Consider the following 19,270-nt stretch of genomic DNA (forward strand, 5'->3'; position numbering starts at 1 on the left):
CCGGCCATTCAGAATCATGAGGACGTCAGCCGATGCTCAAGTGGCTAGCCATCGCCCTGCTCCTGCTGCTGGCGCTGCTGCAGTATCGCCTGTGGCTAGGCGACGGCGGCATTCATGAGCTGCGCGTGATAAGCGAACGCGTAGAGCTGCTCGACAATGACAACAAGCCACTGCGCGACCGCAACGAACGACTGGCTGCCGAAGTCGTCGACCTCAAGACGGGGCTCGATGCCATCGAAGAACGGGCGCGCAGCGACATCGGCATGGTACGTACCGACGAACAGTTCTACTGGGTGCCTGGCGTGGTGACCGAGCAGGGCGGGGATGGCGCGACATCCCCGGCCCGCGCTCGAACGGGAGCGCCGAATGAGTGAGTACAGCGCTGAGCGCCTGTGGTTGGTAGTGCCCGCGGCGGGTCGTGGGCGACGCATGGGCGCTGGGCTGCCCAAGCAATACCTGGACTTGGCCGGGCGGCCGGTGCTGGCGCATACGCTGGCACGGCTGCACCAGGCCTTTCCCGCGGCGCGGCTGTGCCTGTGCCTCGACCCCGATGATGCTCACTTCGATTCGGCCTGGGTGCCCTTCGCCCAGTGGCGGCGGAGTCCGGGTGGGGCGGAGCGGGTAGATTCGGTACGGCTGGCGCTGGCATCCATTGCCAATGAGGCGGACGACGACGACTGGGTGCTGGTCCACGATGTGGCGCGGCCCTGCGTGAGGGTCGACGATCTGACGCGTCTTCATGCTGCCCTGAGGCAGGACCCGGTGGGCGGGCTGCTGGCAACTCCCGTAGCCGACACCATGAAGCGCGACGATGGCCAGGGGGGCGTGGCCCACACCGAGCCGCGCAGCGGGCTGTGGCATGCGCAGACGCCCCAGGGCTTTCGCTATGGCCTGCTGTGCCGGGCGCTGGATGAGGCGCGCATGCATGGTGCGGCGATCACTGACGAGGCCTCGGCAGTAGAAGCACTGGGCCTTTCGCCACGGCTGGTGCCGGGTCGGCGCGACAATATCAAGATCACCCACCCGGAGGATCTGGCTCTGGCGGGCCATATCCTGGCCGCTCAGCGGGAAGAGCCCTTGTCGAGCCCCGGGCACATGCACGAGGAGACTCCCTGAATGCTGCGCATCGGCCATGGCTTCGACGTCCATCGTTTCGGCGACGGCGACCATCTCATGATCGGTGGCGTTGCCATTCCCTTCGATCACGGTTTCGTTGCCCACTCCGATGGCGACGTACTTCTGCATGCCATCAGCGATGCACTGCTCGGCGCTTGTGCCCTGGGTGACATCGGGCGTCACTTTCCCGATACCGACCCGGCCTGGGCCGGCGCCGACAGTCGTGCCCTGCTGCGTCATGTGCTGACGTTGGTGCGCGAGGCGGGCTATCGGGTCGGCAACGTCGATGCCACGGTGATTGCTCAGGCGCCCAGGCTGGCACCCCACGTTGCCGCCATGTGCGGGCACATCGCCGAGGACCTCGAACTTGCCCTGAACGCCGTCAACGTCAAGGCCACTACCAGCGAGCGGCTGGGCTTCACCGGCCGCGGCGAGGGCATCGCCGCCGAGGCCGTGGTGCTGCTGACGCGCGAGGGGGTTACCACTTGAGCGAACCTTACCGGCCGGACGGCTGGCCACTTGCCAGCGTCCCTGAATTCGGGCCTCCGCGCGCAGGGGAGTTTCGCGCCACGCCCGAGGACTTCGTGGTCGAGGAAATCCTCGGCTTCGCCCCCGAGGGGCATGGCGAGCATCTCTGGCTGTGGATCGAGAAGCGTGGGCTCACCACTCTCGAGGTGGTGCGCCACCTGGCGCGGGCCTGCGGGGTGCCGGCGCGGGCCGTCGGCTACTCGGGGATGAAGGATCGCATTGCGGTGACCCGGCAGTGGCTCTCGGTGCATCTGCCGGGGCAGCAGGCGCCGGACGACCTGGTCGAGCAGTTGGCCGGTTGCGGGGTGCGGGTTCACCAGCAGGTGCGCCATCCGCGCAAGCTCAAGCGCGGCGTGCACCGGGCCAATCGCTTCTCGCTGCGCATTTCGGGAGAGGTGATCAGCGACGCTCTCGAGGCGCGCTGGGCCTGGCTGTGCCGCCATGGCGTGCCCAATCTGTTCGGCCCGCAGCGTTTCGGGCCGGGGGGGCGCAACCTGGCGCGCGCGCGTGCCGTGCTGGCGCGCGGCTGGCGCAAGCGCGACGATCGCGAGGGCATGCTGCTCTCCACCGCCCGCAGCTATCTTTTCAACGAGCTCGCTGCCATGCGCCTGGCGGAAGGCAATTGGAGCCGACTGGTGCCGGGTGACGTGGCGATGCTCGACGGCACCGCGAGCCAATTTGCCGTGGAGGTCGTCGATGCCGAGCTGAGCGAGCGGGCCGACAGACTCGACCTGCATCCTTCCGGCGTGCTGTGGGGGGTAGGCGACTCCCTCGCCGCAGGCCAAGCCGAAGGTTATGAGCGTGCCGTCGCCGAGCGCCATGAAGCGCTCTGCCATGGCCTGGAGCAGGCCGGCGTGAAAATGGCGCGGCGGGCCTTGCGCCTGCGCCTGGACCAGCCACGGCTCGAGATAGAGAAAAGCGTGGCGCGGCTCGATTTTCATTTGCCGCGCGGCAGCTTCGCCACGGCGGTGCTGCGCGAACTCATCGAACATCCAACCTTGACGCTGCCGGCAGAGGGCTAATCCAATGCGCAGACTCCTGCTTTCCAACGATGACGGTGTGCATGCGCCGGGCCTGCGCGCCCTGTACGAGGCCTTGGAGCCCCATGCCCGGCTGCGCGTAGTGGCGCCCGACCGCGACCGCAGCGGCGCCAGCAACTCGCTGACCCTGAACCGGCCTCTGGCGTTGACCTCGCTGGACAACGGCTTCCACTGTGTCGACGGCACGCCGGCCGACTGCGTCTACTTGGGCGTGAACGGGGTGTGGGACGAACGTCCCGACCTGGTGATCTCGGGGATCAATCACGGCGGCAACCTTGGCGACGACGTGCTCTACTCCGGGACCGTAGCGGCTGCCATGGAGGGCCGTAACCTGGGCATGCCGGCCATCGCCATGTCGCTGGTCGGTTCGCGCCATTTCGACACCGCGGGCCGCGTGGCGGCCAGCCTGGTAGGGGCGGCCGACCAGCTTTCGCTACCGCCGCGCAGCCTGCTCAACGTCAACGTGCCTGACCTTCCTTGGGAAAAGCTCCAGGGCTTCCGCGTGACCCGCATGGGCTATCGCGGCCCCGCGGAGCGGCCCATGGAGGTGCGTGACCCACGCGGCCGTTTACGCTACTGGATTGCGGCCGTGGGAGAGAATGCCGATGATGGGCCCGATACCGACTTTGCCGCCATCGAGGCAGGCTACGTTTCGATCACGCCGCTGCAGACCGATCTGACGCAGCGTGCGGCCATAGCGGATGTGCAGGGCTGGCTGGATGCATTCACCTGAACGACTACCCGAACTTTTGCGCGGTGTCGGCATGACATCGCAGCGTACTCGCGACCGCATGGTGGCGCGTTTGGCCAGGCAGGGCATCGTCGATGAACGGGTGCTCCGGGTGATGGCCGCCGAGCCACGTCATTTCTTTCTCGACGAAGCTCTGGCCCACCGCGCCTATGAGGATACCTCGCTGCCCATCGGTCACGGGCAGACCCTGTCCCAGCCGTGGATGGTGGCGCGCATGACCGAACTGGTGATGAAGGAGGCGCCTGGGCGCGTGCTGGAGATCGGCACCGGCTCCGGCTACCAGACGCTGATCCTGTCGCGTCTGGTGCCGGAACTCTGGTCGGTCGAACGAATCAATGCCTTGCATCACCGGGCAGCCAAACGACTGCGTTTATTGCAGGCGCACAATGCACGCCTGCGTCTGGCGGACGGCGGCCATGGTTGGCAGGAGGCGGCGCCGTTCGATGTCGTGCTGCTCACCGCCTGCGCTCATGAGCTGCCCGAGGTCCTGATCTCGCAACTTACCGAAGAGGGCGTGATGATCCTGCCGCTGGCCGATCCCAACGGCGAACAGTGGCTGACCCGGGTGCAGCGTACTGGCTCTCAACATGACCTCCAGCGGCTCGAACGCGTGCGCTTCGTGCCGCTGCTGCAAGGAGTGATTCGTTGAAGCGACAATTCAGTGTCTTCCTCAAGGGCGCCGGCATGGGGGCGGCCGATGCCGTTCCCGGTGTTTCCGGCGGTACCATTGCCTTCGTCACCGGCATCTACGAGGAACTCATCAATACCATCAAGCAGTTTGGCCCCAGCGCCTTCACGGCCTGGCGCCGAGGCGGGCTGACGGGGCTCGCCACCCACCTCAACCTGACCTTCGTCATTCCGCTGTTGCTCGGTATCGGGGTCAGCCTGGTCAGCGTGGCGCATCTGGTCGTCTGGCTCATGGGCGATTACCCGCTGCTGCTCAACGGCTTCTTCTTCGGCCTGGTGGCGGCCTCGGCCATGGTGGTGAGCCGTCATCCGTCCGAGTGGAAACTATGGCACCTGATCCCGCTGGTCATGGGCCTGCTGCTGGCGCATGGGTTGCCATCGTTGATGCCGTTGGTCACCCAGTTGGGCAGCCCCTCGCTGGTGTTGGTCGTCGGCGGCGCGATTGCCATCAGTGCTTTGCTGCTGCCGGGCGTGTCCGGTAGTTTCCTGCTGTTGAGCATGGGTCTCTACGGCACCGTGATGCAGGGGATTCGTAGCTTCGACCTGGCGCTGCTCTCGACCTTCGCCGTGGGTTGCCTGATCGGCCTGTTCGGCTTTTCACGGCTGCTCTCCTGGCTGCTGCGCCATTATCACACCGCGACCCTGCAACTCTTGATTGGCTTTATCGTCGGCTCACTGCCGGTGCTGTGGCCCTGGCGCGAGCTGGTACGCTACCAGCTCGGACCCGAGGGTCAGGTAATCCCGCTCGATTATCGCTACCTGATGCCTGGCGACTACGCCAACCTGACCGGGGAGCCCGGCTTGCTGGTGCCCGTAGTGGTCGCCATGGTGGTCGGGGCAGCCCTGGTACTGGCGTTGGGTCGTCATTCGGGGGGGAGTACGCCCGGTCAGGCAGGGAACGGCTCTCATAAATCATCTGACAAGGAGGAGGGCTCCAATGCGTAAGGTATTTCTCGTCTCGGCCGTTGCCGTGGCCATGACCGGCTGCGTCGCCCAGCAGGAGTATTCCACTCCTCAGGTTCGTGATCTTTCGGTGAGCCGCGAGCGGTCGCCCACCAGCCATTATACGGTCGAGGCCGGCGATACTCTGTATGGCATCGCCTGGCGACATGACATGGATTATCGTGACCTGGCCAGGCTCAACCAGATCGGCCCGCCTTACCAAATTCAGCCCGGCCAGCAGTTACGCCTGGGCGAGGGCGAGGCCGCTTCAACCGGTGAGACCCGCTCTGCTGAGCTGGGAGGCGGCCAGGTAGCGACGGCCACGGCACTCGGCGGCGGTACCGCGACCCAGTCGAGCGATGACGACTGGCTGCTGCCTGACGAGGAGGCCATCGAACGCAACCGCAGACTGACGGCCGAACCTCTCGCGGGGGATACGAGCGTTCCCAGCGATACCGCCGTAGCGGGCGCGCAGACGATCGCCGATGCGGCGACTTCGCCGGAGCCACAGACGCAGCCGGAGCCACAGACGCAGCCGGAGCCCAGCGTCGAGCCCGAAGCGGCTGTTGCCGTGCAGCCCGAGTCCCAGACTCAGCCCGAGCAGGAACCGGAAGCCCAGCCCGAGGTGGACGCCGGCACCCAAGTGGCAGGAGAGCCGGAACGTCAGCCCGAAAGCAGTGGTCGTACCTATACACCGGTCGACGAGGTGCCTTGGCAGTGGCCCACCGACGGTGAACTGGTTGGCCGTTTCGGTGAAGGAGGAAGCATCACCGCCGGCATTGATATCGCCGGGCAAAAGGGGCAACCTGTCAGAGCAGCGGGACCCGGTATCGTGGTCTATGCCGGTAGTGGAGTGAGGGGCTACGGCAATCTCATTCTGCTCAAGCACAACGACCAGTACCTGAGCGCCTATGCCCACAACGACAGCCTCCAAGTGACGGAGAACGATGTGGTCGAAGCCGGTCAGGTAATTGCCACGATGGGCGATAGCGATGCCGAAAGCGCCAGGCTGCACTTCGAGGTGCGCAAGGATGGCCAGCCTCAAGACCCCCTGAAATACCTGCCGGAACGCTAGCAGTACCGTGTTGCCGTCGGGGCGTCACAGGTGGGCATTGGTACCGATGGGTGCCATGAGGAGTCATAACAAATAGAACTCTGCGTGCTGTGAATCATGCCAGAGCAACAGGCATTTCAGGACGAAACCACGGGGTAGCAACCGATGAGCATGCTTGAACGGGACCTTCAGGATGTTGATCTCGAGGACGTCACCGAGGCCGAACAGGACCTCGAGACGGATTCGGACAATTCGGCCAGTGACGATGAGGCCGCCTTCGAAAAGGCGCTGAGTCGCGAGGACAAGCACTACCACCATAGCCTCGACGCCACCCAGATCTATCTCAACGAGATCGGGTTCTCGCCCCTGCTGACGCCGGAGGAGGAGGTCTACTACGGCCGCCTGGCCCAGAAGGGCGACCCCGCGGGCCGGGCGAGGATGATCGAGTCCAACCTGCGCCTGGTGGTCAAGATCGCTCGGCGCTATCTCAACCGCGGGCTGACGCTGCTCGATCTGATCGAGGAGGGAAACCTCGGTCTGATCCGTGCGGTGGAGAAGTTCGATCCCGAGCGCGGCTTCCGCTTCTCCACTTACGCCACCTGGTGGATTCGTCAGACCATTGAGCGGGCGCTGATGAACCAGACCCGCACCATCCGGCTGCCGATCCACGTCGTCAAGGAACTCAACATCTATCTGCGGGCGGCACGCGAGCTGACCCAAAAGCTGGATCACGAGGCCACACCGGAAGAGATTGCCGACCACCTCGACAAACCGGTCGAGGCGGTGAAGAAGATGATGGGGCTCAACGAACGCGTCTCCTCGGTGGACTATCCCATGGGAGGCGACAGCGACAAGCCGCTGATCGAGACCCTGGCCGACGACAACGAGCAGGGCCCCGAATCGTCGCTGGTCGACGTCGACGTCAAGCAGCACGTCGATGAGTGGCTGGCGGAGCTGACCGAGAAGCAGATGGAAGTGGTCGTGCGCCGCTTCGGGTTACGCGGCCACGAGGCTGCGACCTTGGAGGAGGTCGGCGACGAGATCGGCTTGACCCGCGAGCGGGTGCGCCAGATACAGGTAGAAGCACTCAAGAAGCTGCGCCGCGTACTCGAGAAGCAGGGCCTCTCGATGGACAACATCTTCAACGAGTAATAATTGCGTCTGGTAAAAAAGCAGCCGACCCTCAGGTCGGCTGCATATTTTCTGCATGCTGATGGGATATCATTAGCCTCCTTATCATGCAGGGACGAATAGGGGAAAAGAACACATGCTTCGCCCACCTTTCGCACGACGCCTTCCACGTCGCGGACTGGCCACTTTGATGGGTTGCCTCATGATTGGCAATGCCCAGGCCGCCGATCTCTGGACCATTGCTCAGGATGCGCTGGCCAACGACGCCGAACTGTCATCCACTCAGGCCAGTTTCCAGGCCACCGAGGCTGCGCGGGACGTACAGCGCGGCACCCTGTTGCCCCAGATCTCCTTGGGGGGAAGTGCCAGTCACTCTCGAATCTACTCCAGCGCCAACGAGGGAGCCCCGTTTCCCGGTGTGCCGGCCGAAGCATTCGAGACCGAAGACACTGTCAACAGCACAAGCCTGAGTCTTGACGCCGAGCAAGCGCTCTACGACCCGACCCGTCGAGCCCAGTTGGAGCGGGCCGAACGCGAAATCGACCGGGATGCCCTGGGAGTCGACGCGGCCGCTCAGCAGTTGCTCTTCGACGTGGCCAACGCCTACTTCGAGATTCTTCGGGCCCACGATGTGCTCAGCGCGCGTCGCGCCCAGGAAACCGCCATCAGCCGGCAGCTGGAACAGGCGCAGGAGCGTTTCGAAGTGGGGCTGATCGCGATTACCGACGTCCACGAGGCCCAGGCCTCCTATGACCTGGCCCGCGCCCAGCGCCTCGCCGCCGAAGGGGCCATGCAAGTCAGCTTCGAAGCGCTGGAGCGACTGACAGGGCATCGCTATGACAGCATCGAGGCGCTTGATGACGAGGTGCCGATTGCCCGTCCCGTGCCGGCGGATCGTGAGGAGTGGGTGGAGCTGGCCATGGCCAACAGCCCCTTGGTGCTGTCGGCCGAGGCCGGCATCGAGGTGGCGCGCAGCAGCGTCGATGTCGCTCGGGCCGGTCAGCGCCCGGTAGTGTCGGCCTTCGCCAACTATGGCTGGTCGGATACCGACCGCAGCGGGACCAACCACCAGTCCGAGAGCCAAGTCGGTCTTCGCGCCAGCCTGCCACTTTACACCGGTGGCTCGACCCAGGCGCAGATTCGCCAGAACGGCTTTCTGCTCGAGGCCAGCCAGTACGACTTCGAGGCCCAGCGGCGCGATACCATCCAGCAGGTGCGCTCGTTGTTCACACGAGTGAACAACGACGTGGAAACGGTCGAGGCACGGCGTCAGGCGATCGTTTCCAACCAGAGCGCCCTCGAGGCAACTCGTTCGGGCTACGAGGTGGGCACACGCAACATCGTCGATGTGCTCAATGCCGAGCAGAACCTGTTCAATGCCATCGCAGAGCATGCCGAGGCGCGCTACGACTATGTTCTCGGTCTGCTGCAGCTGCAGCAACAGGCAGGACTGCTCGGGCCGGAATCGATCCAGGCCGTCAACGACTGGCTCTCCGAGGAGGAGCGTGTGTTGCTGGAATTGCCCGACGAGGTCAACGATGATCCCGTCATGAATATCGGCGAGCGTCCGCAGGCACCTTCCCGATGAATTGCTGAAGATTTTGGCTATTATAGTGCCATGCTTTGTAAGCCACCGATAAATCGGTGGTTTTTTTCGTGAAATGGCTGGAAATATAAAAGATAATCTTGTGCTTTTCCGCTTCCGTAGGAGGTTGCCATGGCCAGGCCGCTGGTCGCCGATATCGATCTTGATGCCCTGTGTCACAATTATGCCCTGGCCCGTGAACTGGCAAACCGCAGCCGGGCCTTGGCCGTGATCAAGGCCGATGCCTACGGCCATGGTGCAGTGGAGAGCGCCAGCGCTCTGGAGTCGTTGCCCGAAGGCCAGCGCCCGCCGGCTTTAGCCGTGGCCTGCCTGGAAGAGGCCGAAGCCCTGCGCAAGGGGGGCATTGAAACGCCCATCGTGCTGCTCGAGGGCATCTTCGAGACGCAGGAACTGAGTCGCGTCGAGGCGCTGGGCCTGTGGATGGCGGTGCATAGCGAATGGCAAGTCGAGGCCCTTTTGTCCTACCGGCCGGCCCGGCCGATCCCGGTATGGCTCAAGGTCGATTCCGGCATGCATCGGCTGGGTTTTCCGCCCGAACAGGTGCCGGCAGTGTGGGCTCGCCTGGTCACTGCACCGCAGTACGCCACCGATCTGCAGCTGATGAGCCACTTCGCCACCGCCGATGCGCTCGACTCGGCCTATTTCGACCGCCAGCTAGAATGCATGCGGGCGCTGGCCGAGCGACTCGGCGCCCCGCTGTGCCTGGCCAACTCGCCGGCTACCCTGGCCCGGCCTCAGGCTCATGGTAGCTGGGTTCGCCCCGGCGTGATGCTGTATGGCAGCGATCCGCTGGAGCGACCCAGCGCGGCCAGCCGCCGGCTCGAGCCGGTGATGACGCTGCGTTCCGAAATCATCGCCGTACGCGACCTGGCCGTCGGCGAGCCGGTCGGCTATGCCGGCCGCTGGCGAGCGCCGCGACCGTCGCGCATTGCGGTGGTGGCCTGCGGCTATGGCGATGGTTATGATCGGCATGCCGTCGACGGTACCCCGGTGCTGGTGGCGGGGAAACGCACGGTTCTGGCCGGCAAGGTCTCGATGGACATGCTGACGGTGGACGTGACCGATATCCCCGAGGCCGATATCGGCACCGAAGTCGTGCTGTGGGGAAGGTCGCGGTATGGCGCAGTACTCTCGGTCGACGAGGTGGCCCGGTATTGCGATACCATCAGCTATACGCTGCTGACCGGCATCCTCCCGCGAGTCCCCAGGCGCTATCGGCGGCGCGCCTGAGCGCCGGTTGCCTTCGCCAACCCGAAGCTAACGGAACCCTGCATGTCCAAGCGTAACTGGCCCGCTTCATACGCCCATCCTCGCTACTGGCCGGCCTGGCTGGCCATTGGTTGCATGTGGGTCGGTGCCTGGCTGCCCTGGCGGCTCAAGCTGGCCATCGGGCGGGGGCTCGGCCTATTGGCCTGGTGGGCGGTGCCTCGTCGCCGGCATATCGTCGATACCAATTTGCGTCTCTGTTTTCCCGAGCTCAGCGATACACAGCGCGACAGGCTGGCTCGCGATACCTTCAAGGCCAACGGCATCGGTATTCTCGAGACCGCCACGGGATGGTGCCGCGACCCCAGGCATCTACGTCATCGGGTGACCTTCAAAGGGCGGCATCACATGGAGCAGGCTCGTGCCAGGGGCAAGGGCGTGTTGATCGTCGGCATTCACTTCTCGACGCTGGATCTGGGCGGTGCGCTGCACTCGCTCTACTTCACTAGCGATGCCGTCTACCGGCCGCACAACAACCCGCTGTTCGACCGCTTCATGACCCGGGGGCGCAGCCGCATCTTCGGCGAGACGATCGATCGTCACGACCTGCGCGGCGTGGTGCGCCGGCTCAAGGAGGGGCATTTGGTCTGGTACTCGCCGGATCAGGACTTCGGCCGCAGCGTCAGTGTCTTCGCCCCGCTGTTCGGCGTGGAGGCGGCAACGATCCGCCTGACGGCCAAGATCGCACGGATGACAGGGGCAGCCGTGGTCCCGCTCATGTTTCATCGCAACCCCGACGACAGTACCTATACCATCGAGTGCCAACCGGCCCTCGAAGACTTTCCCGGCAATGACGAAGTGAGTGATGCTACGCGGATCAATGCTTTCATCGAGCAGGCGATAAGCAAGCATCCGGAGCAGTACATGTGGCTTCATCGGCGCTTCAAGACCCGGCCGAAGGGGGGGCCGGGTTTGTACTGAATGTGTTGCCATCGAGGTGAGTGTTCTCTCTGGAACCTTGCCGGATACAAGGCGTAACCGGCAGTAACTTGACGATTCGGTCAGCTCACGCAAGCCTGAAAGATACCTGATTGGGTAACCGCGCCTGGGATGGCGCCAAGACAGTCAAGGAGGTCTGTTATGCTCGGCAATGCAATGCTGTTCCTGATCATCGCCATCATTGCGGGGGTGCTCGGTTTCACCGGTATCGCCGGTGCGGCCACCACCATCGCTCAAATCCTGTTCTTCCTGTTCATCGTGCTGTTCATCGTCTCGCTGATCACCGGGCGGCGACCGTGACGAGGATGCCACTCAGCGATTGATTCCCTCGCCAAGAGAAGCAACTGAAACGGACGAGGCCTCGCTGGTGCGAGGCCTCGTTCTTTGCCGAATGGCGCCGTGAATCAGGCGTCGATGCGCTTGTACTTCATGCGATGCGGCGTATCGTTGCCGACCCGTTTGCGATGCTCTGCCTCGTAGTCGGTGTAGTTGCCCTCGAAGAACTCCACGTGCGATTCGCCTTCGAACGCCAGAATATGGGTGGCGATACGGTCGAGGAACCAGCGGTCGTGGGAGATCACCAGGGCACAACCGGGGAAGGCGAGCAGGGCTTCCTCCAGGGCGCGCAGGGTCTCGATGTCGAGATCGTTGGACGGCTCGTCGAGCAGCAGCACGTTGGCACCCTGCTTGAGGGTCTGGGCCAGCTGCAGGCGGCCGCGTTCACCGCCGGAGAGGTCCTTGAGGAATTTCTGCTGGTCGTTGCCCTTGAAGTTGAAGCGGCCGACGTAGGCGCGCGAGGAGACCTCGTAGCCATTGATGTAGAGGATGTCCTGTCCGTCGGAGACCGCCTCCCACACCGTCTGCTTGTCGTCCAGCGCATCGCGCAACTGCTCGACGTAGGCGATGTCGACGGTGTCGCCGATCACCACTTCGCCGCTGTCGGGCTGCTCCTTGCCGGTGATCAGCTTGAACAGGGTCGACTTGCCGGCACCGTTGCCGCCGATGATGCCGATGATGGCACCCTTGGGCACGCTGAAGGAGAGATCCTCGTAGAGCAGCTTGTCCTCGAAGCGCTTGGACACGCCGTGGAACTCGATCACTTTGTCACCCAGGCGCGGGCCGGGTGGAATGTAGATCTCGTTGGTCTCGTTGCGCTTCTGGAAGTCGCCGGACTGCATCTCTTCGAAGCGGTTGAGTCGTGCCTTGCTCTTGGCCTGACGGCCCTTGGCGTTGCTGCGCACCCACTCCAGCTCGTGCTTGATCGCCTTCTGGCGCGAGGCCTCCTGCTTGGCCTCCTGCTCGAGACGCTTCTCCTTGGATTCCAGCCACTGCGAGTAGTTGCCCTCGAAGGGAATGCCGTGGCCGCGGTCGAGCTCGAGAATCCAGCCGGCCACGTTGTCGAGGAAGTAGCGGTCGTGAGTGATGGCCACCACGGTACCGCTGTAGTCGTGCAGGAAGCGCTCGAGCCAGGCCACCGATTCGGCATCCAGGTGGTTGGTCGGCTCGTCGAGCAGCAGCATGTCGGGGTTGGAGAGCAGCAGCCGGCACAGCGCCACGCGACGCCGTTCGCCGCCTGAGAGATTGCCCACCCTGGCTTCCCACGGTGGCAGGCGCAACGCCTCGGCGGCCACTTCCAGCTTGCGCTCCAGATTGTGGGCGTCGGCGGCCTCGATGATATTCTCCAGGCGTGCCTGCTCGGAGGCGAGGGCATCGAAGTCGGCGTCCGGCTCGGCGTAGGCGGCATAGACGGCGTCGAGCTTGGCCTGGGCCTGCTTGATCTCTCCCAGTGCTTCTTCCACGGTCTCGCGTACGTTCTTCTCGTCGTCGAGCTCTGGCTCCTGGGGCAGGTAGCCGATGTTGATGCCGGGCATGGGGCGTGCTTCGCCTTCATGCTCCTTGTCGACTCCGGCCATGATGCGCAGCAGGGTCGACTTGCCTGAGCCGTTGAGGCCCAGCACGCCGATCTTGGCGCCAGGGAAGAAGGAGAGCGAGATGTCCTTGAGGATCTGTTTCTTGGGCGGAACGACCTTGCCCACCCGATTCATGGTGAAGACGTATTGCGCCATGGAATTCCACTGGGGTTGAGGGTTTCAGTGGCCACGATGATAGTGGCCGTGCCGGGCAAAGGCCAGCGCTGTGGTGCCTGGCGCCACGTGGGCACTCTATGGAGTGGTTCGAAGACAAGCCTTGCTTGACGAGGCATCCGTGGATGCCTCGTGCCGAGAGGGATACTGCTTATTCCTCTTCTTCCTCTTCTTCACCGAGCAGCATCCAATCGTCTTCGATGGCGCGCTGCAGGCGTCGCTCCTCCAGCAGGGCCTCGACGCGGCGTCGGGCACGCAGTGTGTCGGCGCGGCTGGAGGCTCGGGGGCGAACGTATTCGTCATCGTTCACTGCTTCGAGGAAGTCTTGCTCGTCGTCGTGAGTGTCGCTGACAAGGGGTTCATGGCTCATGTGAAATCCTCCCATGGCCCGGTGTCGACCGCTCGGCGATCGACGTATCGCACATTCGCTTCGCGTCCGAAGCGACGGACCTGAAGCGCCATCGGCACCAAAGGCTGGCACCTGACGGCTATATATAACCGGGAGAGGCCGAGAGCAAGCTCTTGCAGGATTTTTTTTACTGTACCCTGGCGTATCAGCCGAGGCCGTGCTCGGCCTTGAGCCGTTCCAGCTCCATCTGGGCCTCGATGCGTTCCGTGACGTCCTTCTGTACGCCGATGAAATAGGTCAGGTTGTCATCGGCATCGAAAACAGGGGTGATCGACAGCTCGTTCCAGAACATGGTGCCGTCCTTGCGATAGTTGCGCAGGACTTCACGGCATGGGCGCCCCTCGCGCAGGGCCTTGCGGATATTGGCCAGGGGCGGCTGGTCGCGGTCATCGCCCTGCAGGAAGCGGCAGTCCTGGTAGAGAATCTCGTCGGTACTGTAGCCGGTGAGCCGCTCGAAGCCTTGGTTGACGTAGATGAGAATGTTCTCGTCACCTTCCTGCTCGGCGACCACGATGCCATCCTCCGAGGCATTGACGATGCGCTCGAGGAGTTCCGGGCTGATCAATGGGGCGCGTTTCATTCAAGGAATTCCTGGCTGAGACGTGGCGGTAACACAACGTGACTATGCTACATCATGGCCAGCCTTAGCCACGTTGACAACGCCGGGAGCTACTCGACTTCCGGCAGGCGCGCGGCCGAGGCGGCAGCGGCCAGGGCCATGGCGGCCAGCGCCACCAGCAGCCAATCGGTGCCCAGCCACTGGGCCAGCAGTCCCGTTGCGCCGCCCACGACCAGCATCATCCCACCCGTGAGGGTATTGGACAGCGCCACGTAGAGCGCGCGCCGGTCCTGGCCAGCCATATCGACCAGATAGGTCTTGCGACCCAGGCGCACGCCGGCATGGACGATCATCAGCAGGGCATAAACCAGGGCGTAGGGCCACACTGTGGCTGTCCATCCACCCGGCAGCCAGGCGATGGTGGCGCCGAGCAGACAGCAGGCCGCAGCACCCAGGCCGGCATCGCGCAGCACTCTGCGGCTGGAGGCATCCGAGCGCTTGCCCCATATCGGGCTCGCTACCATGCCGGCGAGGCCAGATACCACGATCAGGACGCCCAGGCCGCCCAGTTCGGTGCCGCTCTGCTGCTGGCCGAGCAGGGCCACGTAGGGCAGGGCCAGGGCGCTGGCCAGCAGCAGTGAGCGCGACAGGTTGAAGTGCAGGAAATCTCGGTCGTCGCGCAACAGGCGCAGCCCCAGCTTGATGCTGTTCCAGGCGTTCTCGCCGCCCTCGACGGCACCCGGCGCCTCTTTGATGCGCGCCGCACACAGAGCGTTGAGCGCCCAGCCTAGCGCGGCGACGCCGAGCAGTGTCGCCAGGGCCAGCTCGCCGGGGCGCTCCTCGAACAGTATGAGTACGCCGCCGGCGACCAGGGTGACGGCGCCGGCTACGCTGCCGCTCCAGCCCATCAGGTTGCCGCGGCGGCGCTTGGCGATGGTCTTGCCCAGTACGTCCTTGGTGGCGATGGAAGAGAGCCCACGGGCCAGCGATAGCGCTACCAGCGTGATCAGCACCAGCGCACCGCCGGGGCTGCCATGGCCGAACAGGGCGAACAGAGCGTTGAGCGCCCAGCCTAGCGCGGCGACGCCGAGCAGTGTCGCCAGGGCCTGCAGCGTACCGCCCAGCACCCAAACCCACTTGCGCTGCGGCTTGAGACGGATGAAGCCGGCGACGAACAGCTGCGGCAGCAGGGCGCCCGACTCGCGGATCGGCACCAGCAGCCCGACCATCCACAGCGGAGCGCCAATCACCCCGAGCAGCCAGGGCAGTACCAGGCGGGCGCTGGAAAGCTCGTCGGCCAGCTTGTTGCCCAGCGCGGCGAACAGATGCAGGAAAAAGTTGCGCGGTTGCTCCTGGCAGGCTTCGTCGGCGATGTCCTGACACATCCGGCTGTCTTCATCGCCGGTCAACCGCTCGTACAGGCGCGACTGGCTGATCCCGCGCTCGGCCATTTCGGCTCCTTGGCTGCTATCATCTTGATTCATTGTTGCGACAGGGCGTCCGCATGTCACGTATCCGAATTCATTACTGTACCCAGTGTCAGTGGCTGCTGCGCAGCGCCTGGCTGGCCCAGGAGCTGCTCTCCACCTTCGGTGAGGAGCTGGAGGAAGTGGCCCTGGTGCCTTCCCATGGGGGGTACTTCGAGATCTTCTACGACGACGAGTCGCTGTGGGAACGCAAGCGTGACGGTGGCTTTCCCGACAGCAAGCAGCTCAAGCAGCGGGTGCGCGACCGTCTGGCGCCTGGGCGCGACCTGGGACATATCGATCGATGAGGGCCGAAGCAACGAACGCAGAAGCGCCGAGCCAGGATCGCCAGGCGATCCTGTTCGGTCTGGGGGCGGTAGCGCTGTGGTCCACCGTGGCCACCGCTTTCAAGGTGGCATTGACCTACATGTCTCCGCTCGAGCTGATGTGGCTGGCGTCGCTGGTGTCGTGGCTGCTGATGGGCGCGCTGGTGGTTCGCCAGGGTCTGCTGGGCGAGGCATTGCGCCGAGGCTGGCGCACCGCCGCCTGGGCCGGGCTGATGAACCCGGTCGCCTACTACCTGGTACTGTTCGGTGCCTACGACCGCCTGCCCGGCCAGGAGGCCATGGCCCTCAACTACACCTGGGCGCTGGCCATGGCGTTCCTCGCGGTGCCGATCCTCGGCCAGCGCCTCACCCGCATCGACGTGCTGGCAGGACTTATCGCCTACTCGGGCGTCTGGGTAATCGCTACCCGCGGCCGGGTCTTCGACGTGGCCTTTGCCGACCCGCTGGGCGTGGGGCTGGCGCTGGCCTCGACCCTGCTGTGGGCGCTCTACTGGCTGCTCAACGTGCGCGACCGGCGCCCGCCATTGGTGGCGCAGTGGCAGAACTTCGGCGTTGGCCTGCCGGTGCTCACGCTGCTGATGCTGCTTGGCCCCGGCTTTGTCTGGCACGGCTGGGCGGCCGTGGGAGCCGGTGTTTACGTCGGTCTGTTCGAGATGGGCATCGCCTTCGTGCTGTGGCAGTTGGCCATGCACCGGGTGTCGCGCACGGCCCGGGTCTCCAACCTGATCTTCCTGTCGCCACCGGTGTCTCTGCTGCTGCTTTACCTCGTAGTGGGCGAGCCGATTCTGGCGTCGACCCTGATCGGCTTGGTATTGATCCTTGGTGGGCTCGGGCTGCAGCAGTGGCAGAAGAGTCCGGCTGCCGATCAGTCGTGAGCGGCTTCGGCCAGCTCCGCGCCGCTATTCTCCAGCAGCGGAGCGAGTTCCGGCCAGACGTTGTCGAGAATGATCGGCTGGGCGTCGCTGGTGGGGTGGATGCCGTCGTCCTGCATCATGCCCTCCTCGAGTGCCACGTTCTCGAGCAGGAAGGGCACCAGCGGCGTATCGTAGGTGTCGGCCAGACGGGAGAAGACGTCGGTGAAGGCGCGGCGGTAGGCCTGCCCGTAGTTGGGGGGAATGTCGATACCGAGTAGCAGTACCTCGGCACCGGCGGCCTGGCTGGCCTCGATCATGCCGGCCAGGTTGGCCTCGAGCTGGGTTGGCGGCAGGCCGCGCAGGCCGTCGTTGCCGCCCAGCTCGAGTAGAACGATGTCCGGGTCGTGCTGTCCGATTAGCTCGGGGAACCGGCTGGCACCGCCGCTGCTGGTTTCGCCACTGATGCTGGCGTTGACCACGTGAGCGCTGCCGTCCAATCGCTCTTCGAGCAGGCTGACCCAACCCGCTTCCCGCTCGATGCCATAGGCGGTGCTCAGGCTGTCGCCCATCACCAGCAGGACCGGTCGCTCGTCGGCCAGGGCGACGGTAGTCGCCAGCCACAGGGCAAGCAGCAGCATGCCGGGCAGACCGCCGGAGCGGGGACGCCACCGGGCCAGGCGGGTGTGATTCTCTCTTACCAGACCAATGGGGAAACCTTTCACCATGACCGACTCCTCGACTTCCGATGCTGTTGCGCTTGCCGTCGCTCCCGGGCGCGATATCCAACCGATTCTACACGCTCGGCAGCTGAGCAAGCAGGTCGTGAGCGGCGAGAGGCGGCTCACCATTCTGAGTGGCCTGGAGCTCGAAGTGTTCCCCGGCGAGAGCGTGGCGATCCTGGGCCAGAGCGGAGCGGGCAAGTCGACCCTGCTTGGTCTGTTGGCCGGCCTCGATCAGCCCAGCGCTGGCGAACTCGCACTGTTCGGCAAGACGCTCGGTCAGCTCGATGAGGACGGGCGTGCACGGCTGCGGGCCGGCCGGGTCGGCTTCGTGTTCCAGAACTTCCAGTTGCTGCCGACCTTGACGGCGCTGGAGAACGTGCTGCTGCCGCTGGAACTGTCACCGCTGCCCGACGCCTCGGCCCGGGCCCGCGATTGGCTGACCCGGGTCGGGCTCGGCGAGCGACTGGAGCATCTGCCCAAGCAGCTCTCTGGCGGCGAGCAGCAACGTGTGGCTTTGGCCCGCGCCTTCGTCACCGGGGCCGAGCTGGTCTTCGCCGACGAGCCCACCGGCAACCTGGATCAGGCCACCGGGGGGCGCATCATCGAATTGCTGTTCCAGCTCAACCGCGAGGCCGGGACCACTCTGGTGCTGGTGACCCACGATCGCGCCCTGGCGGCGCGCTGCGATCGCTGCCTGCGGCTGGAGGAGGGGCGGCTGGTCGAATTGGTGCATGACGAGGTGGATGCATGAACCGGCCGCCGTCCCGTTCGGCCGCTGCCAACCTGCTGCGTCTCTCCGGGCGCGGGTTGCTGCGCGACCTGCGTGCCAGCGACGTGCGTGCGCTGTTCGTCGCCCTGGCGCTGGCGGTGGCCGCCTCGACCATGATCGGCTTTTTTCTCGACCGCCTGGATCGGGGCCTGACCCGGCAGGCCGGGCAACTGCTCGGCGGCGACCTGGTGCTGGAACAGGGCCGCCCCTTCGACGACGAACTGCGCCAGACCCTTGAGGATGCCGGCCTGAGCCTGAGCGACCAGGTCGACATGGTCACCATGGTCAGCCTCGACGAGGCCTTCCAGCCGGCGAGCCTGAAGGCGGTCGACCGTGCTTATCCCCACTATGGCCGTATCCAGGTCGACCGCGGCGAGGGCATCGAGAGCGTGGCCCACGGGCCCGCCCCCGGTGAGGCCTGGTTGGCGCCACGCCTGGCGCTGTTGCTCGAGGCCGAGCTGGGCGACCGCGTGCAGGTCGGCGAGGGCGAGCTGACGGTGACCGGACTGGTCGAACGCGAGCCGGACCAGTCAGGCGGTTTCGGCAATTTCAATCCGCGCCTGATGCTGCACGTCGACGATCTCGAAGCCACCAACCTGGTGCAACCAGGCGCACGGGTGGAGTACGAGCTGCTTGCCGCCGGCCCGCCCCAGGCGCTGGAATCATTGGGGCCGCTGCTCGAGCGACTGCGCCGTGAGGGCGTCGAGGTGCGTGACGTCAGGCGCGACCGCCCGGGGCTCGGTAACGCTCTGGAGCGCGCCGAGAAGTACTTGAGTCTGGCCGGGCTTGCTGCCGTGCTGCTGGCCGGGGTGGCGGTGGCCATGGCTACACGGCGCTACGTCGAGCGCCACCTCGATACCGCGGCGTTGCTGCGCTGCTTCGGCGCCACCCAGCGCGACCTTGTCTGGCTCTTCGCACTGCAGCTGTTGTGGCTGGCATTGGCGGCGTCACTGCTGGGGGCGCTGCTGGGGCTGGCCGGTCAGGCCGTGCTGCTGACCCT

At 65.0% G+C, this 19,270-nt stretch carries 22 protein-coding genes; 17 read left to right on the plus strand and 5 right to left on the minus strand.

What is annotated here, in order from left to right:
- The first annotated feature begins 32 nt into the window (after positions 1-32).
- The 13 genes from ftsB to HBJ55_RS15120 all read left to right on the plus strand — a co-directional run bounded on the left by ftsB (position 33) and on the right by HBJ55_RS15120 (position 11,360).
- Positions 33-374 (plus strand): cell division protein FtsB, encoded by a 342-nt coding sequence (ftsB, locus tag HBJ55_RS15060; protein ID WP_240936141.1) that lies wholly within the window; start codon positions 33-35, stop codon positions 372-374.
- On the plus strand, positions 367-1,116 hold the full coding sequence (gene ispD / locus HBJ55_RS15065) for a 2-C-methyl-D-erythritol 4-phosphate cytidylyltransferase (RefSeq protein ID WP_167116587.1): 750 nt from the start codon (positions 367-369) through the stop codon (positions 1,114-1,116). Before ftsB ends, ispD begins: the two co-directional genes overlap by 8 nt.
- The gene (gene ispF / locus HBJ55_RS15070; RefSeq protein WP_206022669.1) at positions 1,117-1,605 is read left to right on the plus strand and encodes a 2-C-methyl-D-erythritol 2,4-cyclodiphosphate synthase; all 489 of its coding nucleotides are present in this window, start codon (positions 1,117-1,119) and stop codon (positions 1,603-1,605) included.
- Entirely contained in the window at positions 1,602-2,666 is a 1,065-nt protein-coding gene (gene truD, locus HBJ55_RS15075) for a tRNA pseudouridine(13) synthase TruD (protein ID WP_167116589.1), read from the plus strand. The genes ispF and truD overlap by 4 nt, the downstream gene beginning before the upstream one ends.
- A 4-nt stretch (positions 2,667-2,670) precedes the next feature.
- Positions 2,671-3,417, plus strand: coding sequence for a 5'/3'-nucleotidase SurE (gene surE, locus HBJ55_RS15080; RefSeq protein WP_167116592.1), 747 nt, complete (start codon positions 2,671-2,673; stop codon positions 3,415-3,417).
- The gene (locus HBJ55_RS15085) at positions 3,404-4,084 is read left to right on the plus strand and encodes a protein-L-isoaspartate(D-aspartate) O-methyltransferase (RefSeq protein ID WP_167116595.1); all 681 of its coding nucleotides are present in this window, start codon (positions 3,404-3,406) and stop codon (positions 4,082-4,084) included. The genes surE and HBJ55_RS15085 overlap by 14 nt, the downstream gene beginning before the upstream one ends.
- A complete protein-coding gene (locus HBJ55_RS15090; protein ID WP_167116598.1) occupies positions 4,081-5,067 on the plus strand; it encodes a DUF368 domain-containing protein in 987 nt (328 codons plus the stop codon). Before HBJ55_RS15085 ends, HBJ55_RS15090 begins: the two co-directional genes overlap by 4 nt.
- Positions 5,060-6,139 (plus strand): peptidoglycan DD-metalloendopeptidase family protein, encoded by a 1,080-nt coding sequence (locus HBJ55_RS15095; RefSeq protein ID WP_167116601.1) that lies wholly within the window; start codon positions 5,060-5,062, stop codon positions 6,137-6,139. The genes HBJ55_RS15090 and HBJ55_RS15095 overlap by 8 nt, the downstream gene beginning before the upstream one ends.
- 144 nt (positions 6,140-6,283) lie before the next feature.
- Complete coding sequence (gene rpoS / locus HBJ55_RS15100; protein ID WP_167116604.1) at positions 6,284-7,270, plus strand: RNA polymerase sigma factor RpoS; 987 nt, start codon at positions 6,284-6,286, stop codon at positions 7,268-7,270.
- 181 nt (positions 7,271-7,451) lie between these two features.
- The gene (locus HBJ55_RS15105) at positions 7,452-8,837 is read left to right on the plus strand and encodes a TolC family outer membrane protein (RefSeq protein WP_240936142.1); all 1,386 of its coding nucleotides are present in this window, start codon (positions 7,452-7,454) and stop codon (positions 8,835-8,837) included.
- Between the two features lie 129 nt (positions 8,838-8,966).
- Positions 8,967-10,085 (plus strand): alanine racemase, encoded by a 1,119-nt coding sequence (gene alr / locus HBJ55_RS15110; RefSeq protein WP_167116610.1) that lies wholly within the window; start codon positions 8,967-8,969, stop codon positions 10,083-10,085.
- 42 nt (positions 10,086-10,127) lie between these two features.
- The gene (lpxL, locus tag HBJ55_RS15115; protein ID WP_167116613.1) at positions 10,128-11,042 is read left to right on the plus strand and encodes an LpxL/LpxP family Kdo(2)-lipid IV(A) lauroyl/palmitoleoyl acyltransferase; all 915 of its coding nucleotides are present in this window, start codon (positions 10,128-10,130) and stop codon (positions 11,040-11,042) included.
- Between the two features lie 159 nt (positions 11,043-11,201).
- Entirely contained in the window at positions 11,202-11,360 is a 159-nt protein-coding gene (locus tag HBJ55_RS15120) for a DUF1328 domain-containing protein (RefSeq protein WP_159553797.1), read from the plus strand.
- Positions 11,361-11,464: 104 nt separating this feature from the next.
- On the opposite strand, the gene ettA is transcribed toward HBJ55_RS15120, so the two are convergent.
- From ettA to HBJ55_RS15140, 4 genes are all read right to left on the minus strand, one after another.
- On the minus strand, positions 11,465-13,126 hold the full coding sequence (gene ettA / locus HBJ55_RS15125) for an energy-dependent translational throttle protein EttA (protein ID WP_167116616.1): 1,662 nt from the start codon (positions 13,124-13,126) through the stop codon (positions 11,465-11,467).
- A 169-nt stretch (positions 13,127-13,295) separates the two neighbouring features.
- Positions 13,296-13,514: a PA3496 family putative envelope integrity protein gene (locus HBJ55_RS15130; protein WP_167116619.1), complete on the minus strand. Its 219-nt coding sequence runs from the start codon at positions 13,512-13,514 to the stop codon at positions 13,296-13,298.
- 184 nt (positions 13,515-13,698) lie between these two features.
- Entirely contained in the window at positions 13,699-14,133 is a 435-nt protein-coding gene (locus tag HBJ55_RS15135; RefSeq protein WP_167116622.1) for a PAS domain-containing protein, read from the minus strand.
- Between the two features lie 89 nt (positions 14,134-14,222).
- Complete coding sequence (locus HBJ55_RS15140) at positions 14,223-15,563, minus strand: MFS transporter (RefSeq protein ID WP_167116625.1); 1,341 nt, start codon at positions 15,561-15,563, stop codon at positions 14,223-14,225.
- 53 nt (positions 15,564-15,616) lie between these two features.
- Here HBJ55_RS15140 and HBJ55_RS15145 point away from each other — a divergent pair, with 53 nt between their 5' ends.
- The gene (locus HBJ55_RS15145; RefSeq protein WP_167116628.1) at positions 15,617-15,886 is read left to right on the plus strand and encodes an Rdx family protein; all 270 of its coding nucleotides are present in this window, start codon (positions 15,617-15,619) and stop codon (positions 15,884-15,886) included.
- Complete coding sequence (locus tag HBJ55_RS15150; RefSeq protein ID WP_167116631.1) at positions 15,883-16,800, plus strand: DMT family transporter; 918 nt, start codon at positions 15,883-15,885, stop codon at positions 16,798-16,800. Before HBJ55_RS15145 ends, HBJ55_RS15150 begins: the two co-directional genes overlap by 4 nt.
- Here the strand turns inward: HBJ55_RS15150 and HBJ55_RS15155 are convergent.
- On the minus strand, positions 16,791-17,504 hold the full coding sequence (locus HBJ55_RS15155) for an arylesterase (protein WP_167116634.1): 714 nt from the start codon (positions 17,502-17,504) through the stop codon (positions 16,791-16,793). The genes HBJ55_RS15150 and HBJ55_RS15155 overlap by 10 nt on opposite strands.
- On the opposite strand from HBJ55_RS15155, the gene HBJ55_RS15160 reads away from it, so the two are divergent.
- On the plus strand, positions 17,503-18,252 hold the full coding sequence (locus tag HBJ55_RS15160; RefSeq protein ID WP_206022677.1) for an ABC transporter ATP-binding protein: 750 nt from the start codon (positions 17,503-17,505) through the stop codon (positions 18,250-18,252). The two genes, HBJ55_RS15155 and HBJ55_RS15160, sit on opposite strands and share 2 nt — an antisense overlap.
- Positions 18,249-19,270, plus strand: a 1,022-nt coding sequence (locus tag HBJ55_RS15165) for an ABC transporter permease (RefSeq protein ID WP_206022684.1), incomplete at its 3' end; no start/stop codon positions are given. The genes HBJ55_RS15160 and HBJ55_RS15165, both read left to right, overlap by 4 nt.

The organism is Billgrantia bachuensis (assembly GCF_011742165.1).
Classification (GTDB): Bacteria; Pseudomonadota; Gammaproteobacteria; order Pseudomonadales; family Halomonadaceae; genus Halomonas; species Halomonas bachuensis.